Here is a 12,316-nt window from a genome sequence, read left to right on the forward strand (position 1 = left end):
TGTTGTGGCAGATTTTTATTTTAACTAATTTTTGAATCTTAAAAAACTATTGAATCTTTTAATAAAAAATAAATGCAATTAAAAATATATAACTCGCTTACAGCAGAAAAAGAAATATTCAAACCTATTTTAGAAGGAAACGTAGGAATGTACGTCTGCGGACCTACAGTGTACAGCAATGTACACTTGGGGAATGTAAGAACTTTCCTTTCTTTCGATTTTATTTACCGTACCCTGATGCATTTGGGCTACAAAGTAAGATATGTAAGAAATATTACCGATGCAGGGCACCTTACCGATGACGGAGATGTAAATAACGACAGATTCGTTAAACAAACCCGTCTTGAAAAGTTAGAACCAATGGAAATTGTACAGAAATATACGGTAGATTTCCATAAAGTTCTGGACATGTTCAATCTGCTTCCTCCCAATATCGAGCCTACCGCAACCGGTCACATTGTAGAACAGATTGAGCTAACTCAAAAATTAATAGACACAGGTTTTGCCTATGAAAGTAATGGTTCCGTATACTTCGATGTATTGGAATACAATAAAAGAGGGCTGAACTATGGTGAGCTCTCAAAACGTAATATAGAAGAGCTTTTTGCCAATACCCGTGATCTTGACGGGCAAGGAGAGAAGAAGAATCCTCAGGATTTTGCCCTTTGGAAAAAAGCATCTCCTGCTCATATTATGAGATGGAATTCGCCTTGGGGAGAAGGCTTCCCGGGATGGCACCTTGAGTGTACAGCAATGAGTACTAAATATTTAGGTGAAACATTCGACATCCACGGAGGTGGTATGGATCTGAAATTCCCTCATCACGAATGTGAAATCGCTCAGGGAAAAGCTTGCAATGGTGCAGCACCGGTACATTACTGGATGCACGCCAATATGCTAACGATGAATTCCCAGCGTATGAGCAAATCTACCGGGAACTATATCCTTCCTATGCAGTTGGTAACCGGGGATAATGATTTTTTCGAAAAGCCCTTCCATCCGTCAATTGTACGTTTCTGCTTTCTGCAGGCACATTACAGAAGTGTGTTAGACATTTCCAATGATGCCATGATCGCCAGCGAAAAAGGATTTATCAGATTAATGGAAGCTGTGAAGGTATTGAACTCCATTACTCCAGATGACAACAAGCAATCGGCATTCAGTCTTACAGAATGGAAGAACAAATGCTATGACGCACTAACAGATGATTTCAATTCTCCAATCCTGATCGCTCACTTATTTGAAGCAGTAAAATACATCTTTGCTTTAAATGACGGTAAAGAAACAATCTCAACAGCAGATCTCGAAGATTTAAAATCATCATTGAATGCATTTATCTTTGACGTACTGGGATTACAGACTGTAGAAGAAAACAATAATGAAAAGCTTGATCAGACTTTAAAAGTATTGATCGAATTGAGAAATCAGGCAAGAAAATCCAAGAACTTCGATCTTTCAGACCAGATCAGAGACAAACTCCTTGCCGAAGGTATCGAATTAAAAGATGGAAGAGACGGAACATCCTATGTTCTGAATTAGAAAATATAACTTCTTTATAACCATTCCGTAGGAAGCCTATAAAAGGACTCTTACGGAATGTTTTTTTATGTAGATCCTCATTATATCTGTAATATTCATATTCAGGAGCTATTTCCCGCTATCCGCTCATACTCCTCGCGGCCTTGCGCTCCACGTCTAACCCTTATATTCTCCAGCGCCTGCAGTGGGGTAACCGCTTCTATCGGGGCTAGGAAATGGTAAAAAGTTGAAAATGGAAAATTGAAAATTGAAAATGGATGCCTACTCAACATATTTATTTACTCATCTGTGCAATCTGCGTGATCTGTGGTAATCTTTATTCAGTAGGAGCGAGGTAAAGCCCGCTTAATAAATACCTCTTCCTTGGGCTTTAGCCAAAACCTAAGAGCTTCCCAGCCATCTCCATACAGCTTGTCATCTCGTAGGAATCACAACATAGTCATTCTCACATACTCTTATAATATATATGTATTATCCATGATCCTCTGTGTAGATTCGTGCAATCTGTGGTAAAATCAAATTCAATAGGAGAGTGCTATGGCTGATCAATACATTATTTATCACCATTAATCTGATATTCTACTCCCGCAGGAATCACAACATAGCCATTCCCGTATCCTTTTATAATATATAGTATATAGATTATCCATGATCCTCTGTGTAGATCCGTGCAATCTGTAGGAAAGGTTCTCATCCCTCTCAAAAATCCCCCTTCCGACCTCTGATTTCTCTCCACACTCTAACCCTCCCACGCTCCAACTCCCTCCCTTCAAACATTTGTTTAAAATTTTTCTCCCTGCCTTCCAGTGGTTTACCCTCCAATATTACAATAAAGTAAAATTTATGTTACATAAACTTGCGGGATATTGAGGAAGTCTCTATCTTTGCCCCACTGAAAAACGAAAGACATTCAGTAAGCGCAGAAGGGCTTTTAGATAAGCAAAAACAAAATACTCTTAAAAGAAACAGACAAAAAAAACTTCAAAACTTTTTACAAAAAAAAGTTGCCGGTTAAAAAAGAGTTTGTATCTTTGCAGTCCCAATTAGAGGGAGCGCAGGAGTAGAGTGATTAAGGTTTCGAGAAGGGTTTAGGGTTACACAATAAACTTTAAATTTTCTTCAAAAAACATTTGGTCAATTCAAAATAAAGTTTTACTTTTGCACTCGCAAATACGGAGCAACACTGACAGAAAGATTGCTTCGTTATAAAGCGGAAGATATAAAGATCATTGACATACAATATAACAACCAAGTAAGGAAAAACTAAAGCGTTAAAAACTTTGAGTGAGTCAGACAAACATACAATGGAGAGTTTGATCCTGGCTCAGGATGAACGCTAGCGGGAGGCCTAACACATGCAAGCCGAGCGGTAGAGATCTTTCGGGATCTTGAGAGCGGCGTACGGGTGCGGAACACGTGTGCAACCTGCCTTTATCTGGGGGATAGCCTTTCGAAAGGAAGATTAATACCCCATAATATGTTGGATGGCATCATTCGACATTGAAAACTCCGGTGGATAGAGATGGGCACGCGCAAGATTAGATAGTTGGTGAGGTAACGGCTCACCAAGTCTGCGATCTTTAGGGGGCCTGAGAGGGTGATCCCCCACACTGGTACTGAGACACGGACCAGACTCCTACGGGAGGCAGCAGTGAGGAATATTGGACAATGGGTGAGAGCCTGATCCAGCCATCCCGCGTGAAGGACGACGGCCCTATGGGTTGTAAACTTCTTTTGTATAGGGATAAACCTACTCTCGTGAGAGTAGCTGAAGGTACTATACGAATAAGCACCGGCTAACTCCGTGCCAGCAGCCGCGGTAATACGGAGGGTGCAAGCGTTATCCGGATTTATTGGGTTTAAAGGGTCCGTAGGCGGATCTGTAAGTCAGTGGTGAAATCTCACAGCTTAACTGTGAAACTGCCATTGATACTGCAGGTCTTGAGTGTTGTTGAAGTAGCTGGAATAAGTAGTGTAGCGGTGAAATGCATAGATATTACTTAGAACACCAATTGCGAAGGCAGGTTACTAAGCAACAACTGACGCTGATGGACGAAAGCGTGGGGAGCGAACAGGATTAGATACCCTGGTAGTCCACGCCGTAAACGATGCTAACTCGTTTTTGGGCTTTCGGGTTCAGAGACTAAGCGAAAGTGATAAGTTAGCCACCTGGGGAGTACGAACGCAAGTTTGAAACTCAAAGGAATTGACGGGGGCCCGCACAAGCGGTGGATTATGTGGTTTAATTCGATGATACGCGAGGAACCTTACCAAGGCTTAAATGGGAAATGACAGGTTTAGAAATAGACTTTTCTTCGGACATTTTTCAAGGTGCTGCATGGTTGTCGTCAGCTCGTGCCGTGAGGTGTTAGGTTAAGTCCTGCAACGAGCGCAACCCCTGTCACTAGTTGCCATCATTAAGTTGGGGACTCTAGTGAGACTGCCTACGCAAGTAGAGAGGAAGGTGGGGATGACGTCAAATCATCACGGCCCTTACGCCTTGGGCCACACACGTAATACAATGGCCGGTACAGAGGGCAGCTACACAGCGATGTGATGCAAATCTCGAAAGCCGGTCTCAGTTCGGATTGGAGTCTGCAACTCGACTCTATGAAGCTGGAATCGCTAGTAATCGCGCATCAGCCATGGCGCGGTGAATACGTTCCCGGGCCTTGTACACACCGCCCGTCAAGCCATGGAAGTCTGGGGTACCTGAAGTCGGTGACCGTAACAGGAGCTGCCTAGGGTAAAACAGGTAACTAGGGCTAAGTCGTAACAAGGTAGCCGTACCGGAAGGTGCGGCTGGAACATCTCATTTTAGAGCGTCTTAAAGACGATAAAAAAATTAGTATCGCAAGATACAGCACTTACTTAAAGTTCAGGCTTTAGTTTTTATTTGGTTGATATATAACAATACAAAACCCACTAGAAATTAGTAAAGGGATTGAGATACAAGAGCCCAGAGCGAAGAACCAAGACGAATGAAAGTCTTGTATCTAGCATCTAGGATCTGTAAGTCTAAAAAGACAGTCTCGTAGCTCAGCTGGTTAGAGCGCTACACTGATAATGTAGAGGTCGGCAGTTCGAGCCTGCCCGAGACTACTAATTAAAAAGACGGGAAGACATCAGATATGAGACATCAGACATTTAAGTCTGAGATCTGGGATCTGATATCTGAAGTCTACTAGCGGGGAATTAGCTCAGCTGGCTAGAGCGCCTGCCTTGCACGCAGGAGGTCAAGGGTTCGACTCCCTTATTCTCCACAGTTTTGTGAGTTTGATTTAAAAGTTACGGATGGAGCCAAAAACAACATCTGTTTATCAGACGAGCAAGAAGCAATTAAGATCATTGACATTAACGGTAAAGACATCACAAAGAGATAACCGAGCACTTTCGAGTGCGAAGTTTAAAAATATTAATTAGCATTGAATGCTAATGACAAAACTAAACTAATATAATTATTAGGAAAGAAATCGTTAAGGGCGTATGGCGGATGCCTAGGCTTTCAGAGGCGAAGAAGGACGTGGTAAGCTGCGAAAAGCTGCGGGGATTGGCACACACGAATTGATCCGCAGATGTCCGAATGGGGCAACCCGGCATGTTGAAGACATGTCATCCCTTAGGGGAAGCAAACCCGGAGAACTGAAACATCTAAGTACCCGGAGGAAAAGAAATCGAAGAGATTCCGTAAGTAGTGGCGAGCGAAAGCGGATTAGCCCAAAAGTCTTTTTATATTTAGAAGAATGTTCTGGAAAGAACAGCCATAGACGGTGATAGCCCGGTATTCGAAAGGTATATTAAGATGATAAATGAGTAGGGCGGGACACGTGAAATCCTGTCTGAATATGGGGGACCATCCTCCAAGGCTAAATACTCCTGAAAGACCGATAGTGAACAAGTACTGTGAAGGAAAGGTGAAAAGCACTTCGAATAGAAGGGTGAAATAGAACCTGAAACCGTACGCCTACAAGCGGTCGGAGCAGCGTAATGCTGTGACGGCGTGCCTTTTGCATAATGAGCCTACGAGTTAATTTTACTAGCGAGGTTAAGGTATTAAGTACCGGAGCCGGAGCGAAAGCGAGTCTGAATAGGGCGCATAGTTAGTAGGATTAGACGCGAAACCTTGTGATCTACCCATGGGCAGGTTGAAGCTCTGGTAACACAGAGTGGAGGACCGAACCGGTTGACGTTGAAAAGTCTTCGGATGACCTGTGGGTAGGGGTGAAAGGCCAATCAAACTGGGAGATAGCTCGTACTCTCCGAAATGCATTTAGGTGCAGCGTCGTATATAAGTTTATTAGAGGTAGAGCTACTGATTGGATGCGGGGGTTTCACCGCCTACCAATTCCTGACAAACTCCGAATGCTAATAAATGTTCTACGGCAGTGAGGGCATGGGTGCTAAGGTCCATGTCCGAGAGGGAAAGAACCCAGACCAACAGCTAAGGTCCCCAAATATATGTTAAGTTGAAGCAACGCGGTTGGACTGCATTGACAGCTAGGATGTTGGCTTGGAAGCAGCCATTCATTTAAAGAGTGCGTAACAGCTCACTAGTCGAGCGGTCCGGCATGGATAATAATCGGGCATAAACATATTACCGAAGCTATGGATTTGTATTTAAGATACATCTGGTAGGAGAGCATTCTATTTGCGCCGAAGCAGTACTGTGAGGTATTGTGGAGCGGATAGAAAAGAAAATGTAGGCATAAGTAACGATAAAGCAGGCGAGAAACCTGCTCACCGAAAGACTAAGGTTTCCTCAGCCATGCTAATCAGCTGAGGGTTAGTCGGGACCTAACGCGAACCCGAAAGGGGTAGTGGATGGACAATGGGTTAATATTCCCATACTTGCTCACACTAAAAAGGGGACGGAGTGCCGTACTTACTGGAGACTGACGGAATAGTCAAGGCCTAGCCTTCGGGCGAAGCTGCTGTAGGGAAAGTGCTTCCAAGAAAAGCCGAAGTGAAGCAACCCGTACCAAAACCGACACAGGTAGTCGAGGAGAGAATCCTAAGGTGCTAGAGTGAATCATGGTTAAGGAACTAGGCAAAATAGTCTCGTAACTTCGGGAGAAGAGACGCCATCAGCAATGGTGGCCGCAGTAAAGAGGCCCAGGCGACTGTTTATCAAAAACACAGGACTCTGCAAAATCGAAAGATGCAGTATAGGGTCTGACACCTGCCCGGTGCTGGAAGGTTAAGGAAGGTGCTTAGCGTAAGCGAAGGCATTGACTGAAGCCCCAGTAAACGGCGGCCGTAACTATAACGGTCCTAAGGTAGCGAAATTCCTTGTCGGGTAAGTTCCGACCTGCACGAATGGTGTAACGATCTGGGCACTGTCTCAACCATGAGCTCTGTGAAATTGTAGTATCGGTGAAGATGCCGATTACCCGCAATGGGACGAAAAGACCCTGTGAACCTTTACTATAACTTCGTATTGACTTTGAGTAAGTAATGTGTAGGATAGGTGGGAGGCTTTGAAGCTGGCACGCTAGTGTTGGTGGAGCCGACGTTGAAATACCACCCTTTACTTACTTGGAGCCTAACTTCTTTCAGAAGGACATTGCGTGGTGGGTAGTTTGACTGGGGTGGTCGCCTCCAAAAGAGTAACGGAGGCTTTCAAAGGTACCCTCAGCACGCTTGGTAACCGTGCGTAGAGTGTAATGGCATAAGGGTGCTTGACTGTGAGACCAACAAGTCGATCAGGTGCGAAAGCAGGACATAGTGATCCGGTGGTTCCGTATGGAAGGGCCATCGCTCATAGGATAAAAGGTACTCCGGGGATAACAGGCTAGTCTCCCCCAAGAGCTCACATCGACGGGGAGGTTCGGCACCTCGATGTCGGCTCGTCACATCCTGGGGCTGGAGAAGGTCCCAAGGGTTGGGCTGTTCGCCCATTAAAGTGGCACGCGAGCTGGGTTCAGAACGTCGTGAGACAGTTCGGTCTCTATCTATTGCGGGCGTTAGATGTTTGAGAGGGCTTGATTCTAGTACGAGAGGACCGAATTGAACAAACCTCTGGTGTATCAGTTGTACCGCCAGGTGCACTGCTGAGTAGCTACGTTTGGAAGAGATAAGCACTGAAGGCATATAAGTGCGAAACTCGCCTCAAGATGAGACATCTTTTAAGGGTCGTTGGAGATGACGACGTTGATAGGCTACAGGTGTAAAGGCAGTAATGTCATAGCCGAGTAGTACTAATTACCCGTAGATTTATAGCCTGATAAGGCGCACAAGAAAGTGCAGCAAGGTTAGCTCTTTGTGAAAGTTTTTATCGCTTAAAACAGATATCAGAGATGATCTCTCAGATCTCAGGCATTGGTCTGACATCTGAAGTCTTACCACTGACATCTTATATACAACCTTTAGGGTGGTTTTAGCGGTGGGGCTCACCTGTTCCCATTCCGAACACAGAAGTTAAGCCCACCAGCGCCGATGGTACTGCTAACGCGGGAGAGTAGGCCGCCGCCAGTTTTTATTTTATTTTTAAAAAGTCTCATACAGCAATGTATGAGACTTTTTTTGCTTTATACCTAAGCAGGTTACAGATTATAGCTTACAGGTTACAGGCTATAGCCTATAGGCCCTAATCCACTAGATCATTCCTGATTGATCATTTTCAACTCTCAATTCTCAATTTTCAACTTATTTATAGATCGTATTCTTTATTATGTATCTGTATTAATAGTAGAGAATACACGGATTTGTTATATGATCTATTTATTTTTGCTTTTTATTTTGAAAATTATGTAACTTAGTGATATCCAAAATAATTACAAATCTAAATTATATATTATGAAAAAACTTTTATTCCCTCTCTTATTGTTGGCAGCTGGAACGAATGTGTACGCCCAGGATCTTTTTGCAATTACAGGAAAAGATACCCAGAGTATTAATTTCAATGATATTCGTACGTTGGATGTAACGAATGGTACCCCAGGAGAAAAGATTTTTATGGCAGATTCTCCTGTGCAGGTATTTTCTCAGGCCAGAAAAGGTATAATTACAGAAGATAAAAATTCTTACAACAATTCTCAGGCGGTTACAATGGCAGCCCTGGCATATGACCCTTCCAACAATAACCTTGTCTATATGCCGATGTTTTCTTCTAATATTTATGTTTTTAACCCCCAAACAAAGGAGATTACACTTATTGATAATAATATAGGAAAAGTATCGTCATGTGATATCAATTCCCATATAACCAGGATGACGACAGGATATGATGGAAATATTTATGCGCTTAATAATGCAGGGACTCAATTTTTACAGATAAGTAAAAAAGGAGGACAATATGTAGTGAATGATTTGGGAATTGTAAAAGATGATGCTTCTAATGGCAGGAATTCTTTTACTGAAATGCAGACAGGCTTTGGAGGAGATATGATTGCTGACGCCGATCATAATTTCTACGTTTTTGCGGCTTCCGGAAACGTTTTTAAAGTCTCTGCTAAGGAGATGAAGGCTAAATTCATAGGTAAAATTGCAGGAGTGCCTGATAATTACTCTGTAAATGGTTCTGCTGTGAATGCACAGGGAAAAGTAGTTATCGCCAGTGCTAAGGGTGCGCCCATGTATGAAGTTGATCTGTCTACATTACAGGCAAAGCAGCTTCCGGGAGAAGATAATCTGCATATTTATGATTTGGCCAGTAAATATTTCGCTAATGATAAAAAGGCTTCAGCTGATGTATTAGCTAAAAATCTTGACATTTATCCAACAAGGGTTACCGAACATACTATCACTGTAGCCGGCGGTCAAAATGTAAGGGGAAATATGAAGCTGAATATTTTTGATATGTCGGGTAAAAATGTGATGTCACAGAATATTTCTGTAAAAGATAGTTCTACACACCGGAAGATAGATCTCAAAGGTCTTCTGACGGGTGCCTATATTGCAAGTATTAATGATGAGTCAGGAAAAGTTTTGCTTAATAAAAAGATTCTTGTCACAGAATAAATGATAGCTCCTAACTTGAAGTATATAAGACCTTTTCAAAATATTTGAGAAGGTTTTTTAATGATTATTTGATAGACAATAAGTTTTATTTTTCGATATTAAAATGTAATTTTAAAAAAAATTATAGATGAAGCTATATTTTAATGTAGGATATATTGTAAAAGCTGGAGAGAGTCTGGAGCTGATCATTGGTGATGAAGGATTTGCTGCTAAGGCCCATACGATGTTTTGTGCAGAAAATGATTTATGGAGATGTGAGGTTGATTATTTTTCAAAGGTGATTTCTTATCATTACAGGGTTGTAGATCATAAGGGAAATACTTTGCGAGACGAATTTGTTAAGCATCAGCTTTCTTTTCCGCACAATTATAAGGAGTTCATCATTTTTGATGAATGGAATAATAAAAACTTTCCTGAGAATTATTTAAACAATAAGATTCTTTACAATAAGCTTCATGATTTTATTCCTGAAAAAGCAGCAATTTTAAAGAAGCACACGCATCTATTCAGAATTGAAGCTCCCATTTATAATCCGGACTGGAAAATTGTTTTATTTGGAAACACACCGTCTTTGGGAGGCTGGGATTATGGAAAAGTTGTTCATCTGTCTCAGACAGATTTTGGGGTTTGGGAAGTTTCTGTTGATATTCCTGAAAATGAGCCGATAGAATTTAAATATTGTCTTTACAGTATCAGTGAAAATAGAGTTATTGATGTTGAAACAGGCGGAAACCGTTTAACGGTTGCGAATCTGTTGCCGGATGTGCTGCAGATTGTTTCTAATCATTACTTTAGATTTAAAGGGTATCAGATGTATCATGATGCAGGAGTTGCAGTTCCTGTATTTTCCCTGAGAAGCGAAGAAGGTTTTGGAGTCGGGGAATTTGCAGATATTAAAAAGCTGGCAGATTGGGCAAAAAATACCAATCTCGGTATTATTCAGATCTTGCCTATTAATGATACGACGGCCAATTATTCATGGACCGATTCTTACCCTTATGCCGCTGTATCTGTCTACGCCTTACATCCACAATATATTTCATTGGAGAAGCTTGAATTCCCATTACCGAAAGAGTTAGTTGAAGGCTATGGTGTTGAGAAACAACAATTAAATGCTCTTACTCTGATTGATTACGAAAAAATGATATCCGGTAAATGGAAATACCTTAAAGCTGTTTTCAATACCGAAAAAGATAAAATTTATAAAGATCGGAACTTTAAAAAGTTTATCAAAGATAACGAACATTGGTTGGTTCCATACGCAGCATTTTGTGTTTTAAGGGATAAATATAAAACCCCCAATTTCAACGAGTGGAAAACACATAAAAAATATATTGCAGGAAAGGTCTCCCAGTTTTTTACCACAAAGTCTAAAGATTATGATGCCTCAATGCTTCATGCCTGGGTACAGTATGAGTTGCATTGTCAGCTAAAAGATGCTGTAGATTATGCTCATCAACTGGGGATTTCGTTAAAAGGAGATTTGCCGATCGGTATTTACAGATATTCAGTAGAAGCCTGGACAGAACCTGAATTGTTCGGTATGGATTTCCAGGCGGGAGCTCCACCAGACCAGTTTACTGAACTGGGGCAAAATTGGGAATTTCCAACGTATAATTGGGAAGCTATGAAGGCTGATGATTACCGATGGTGGAAAAACAGGTTCAAAGCATTGGAGCAATATTTTGATGCCATGAGAATTGATCATATTCTTGGGTTTTTCAGGATCTGGAGAATGCCCATTTCTGCAGTTCAGGGAATATTAGGCTATTTTTACCCGGCAGTTCCTATTGTTCTGGAGGAATTTAAAGCGTGGCAGATTCCTTTTAATGTGGAGAGATATTGTCAACCATTTATCAACAATAAGATTTTATGGGATTATTTTGGCGAGGACAGTGAAAAAGCATTGGAGTTTATCAATGATAACGGTGATGGAACTTATTCCTTTAAAAAAGAATTTGATACCCAAAGAAAACTTGCCGAGTTTTTCATAAAAAACCCACGAGGTTCACTTGAGGAACAGTTAATTTCGCTCTGTGCTAATGTTTTGTTCCTTGTAGAGCAAAGAAAAGGGGAGACGGTGTATCATCCGAGATTTAATGTATTTAATACAGAATCTTATCAATATTTGCCGGAACCGGAGCAGAAAAGTATTTATGATCTGTACCATGATTATTTCTTTAGAAGACAGGATCATCTGTGGTATGAGAAAGCTATGGAAAAGTTACCTGTCATCCTGAATGCTACGAAAATGCTCATCTGCGGTGAAGATTTGGGAATGGTACCTGCCTGCGTTCCTGTTGTAATGGATGAATTGGGAATCATTGCCCTGAAAGTTCAACGTATGCCTTCGGAAAATATTCCGTTTTATAACCCCAAATATGCAAATTACATGAATGTGGTTACAGCCTCTTCCCACGACAGTTCCACATTGAGACAGTGGTGGAAAGAAGATCTTACCCTCACCCAAAGATATTTTAACCAACAGCTCATTCAGTATGGAAAAGCTCCCGCTGAATTGAGCCCGGAGCTCGCAGAAATCATTATGAAGCAACATCTCTATAATGAAGCGATGCTGGCTATTTTCCCGATTCAGGAATTCCTCGCCACAGACGTTACGCTTGCCAATAAAAATATTGATGATGAAAGAATTAATAATCCGGCAGTTTTTCCACATTATTGGCGATACAGAATGCATATAAAGCTGGAAGATCTAAAGCAAAAACAAGCTTTCAATGAAAAAATTGCTTTTTGGGTGAAAGATAGTGGAAGGTCATAATTTTTATTATTGATTATCAGTTGATTGTAAATAATTTAA

General features: G+C 41.5%; 3 protein-coding genes, 2 tRNA genes and 3 rRNA genes. All 8 read left to right on the plus strand.

Going from position 1 to position 12,316, the window contains the following annotated elements:
* Positions 1-72 precede the first annotated feature (72 nt).
* The 8 genes from H3Z85_10215 (at position 73) to H3Z85_10250 (ending at position 12,277) form a co-directional block, all read left to right on the plus strand.
* Positions 73-1,539, plus strand: a complete 1,467-nt coding sequence (locus H3Z85_10215) for a cysteine--tRNA ligase (protein QPQ53654.1) — start codon at positions 73-75, stop codon at positions 1,537-1,539.
* Between the two features lie 1,301 nt (positions 1,540-2,840).
* A 16S ribosomal RNA gene (locus H3Z85_10220) occupies positions 2,841-4,361 on the plus strand.
* A gap of 206 nt (positions 4,362-4,567) precedes the next feature.
* Positions 4,568-4,641, plus strand: a tRNA-Ile gene (locus H3Z85_10225).
* Between the two features lie 87 nt (positions 4,642-4,728).
* Positions 4,729-4,802, plus strand: a tRNA-Ala gene (locus H3Z85_10230).
* Positions 4,803-5,005: 203 nt separating this feature from the next.
* A 23S ribosomal RNA gene (locus H3Z85_10235) occupies positions 5,006-7,761 on the plus strand.
* A 144-nt stretch (positions 7,762-7,905) separates the two neighbouring features.
* Positions 7,906-8,013: ribosomal RNA gene (gene rrf, locus H3Z85_10240) — 5S ribosomal RNA — on the plus strand.
* Together the 16S, 23S and 5S rRNA genes with 2 tRNA genes alongside form the textbook arrangement of a ribosomal RNA operon.
* 321 nt (positions 8,014-8,334) lie before the next feature.
* The gene (locus H3Z85_10245) at positions 8,335-9,498 is read left to right on the plus strand and encodes a T9SS type A sorting domain-containing protein (GenBank protein ID QPQ53655.1); all 1,164 of its coding nucleotides are present in this window, start codon (positions 8,335-8,337) and stop codon (positions 9,496-9,498) included.
* Between the two features lie 127 nt (positions 9,499-9,625).
* Positions 9,626-12,277 carry a 4-alpha-glucanotransferase gene (locus tag H3Z85_10250; GenBank protein ID QPQ53656.1) on the plus strand — a complete coding sequence of 884 codons (2,652 nt, stop codon included), beginning with the start codon at positions 9,626-9,628 and terminating at the stop codon, positions 12,275-12,277.
* The last annotated feature ends 39 nt before the right edge of the window (positions 12,278-12,316 follow it).

It is taken from the genome of Chryseobacterium indologenes (assembly GCA_016025055.1).
Lineage (GTDB): Bacteria > Bacteroidota > Bacteroidia > Flavobacteriales > Weeksellaceae > Chryseobacterium > Chryseobacterium indologenes.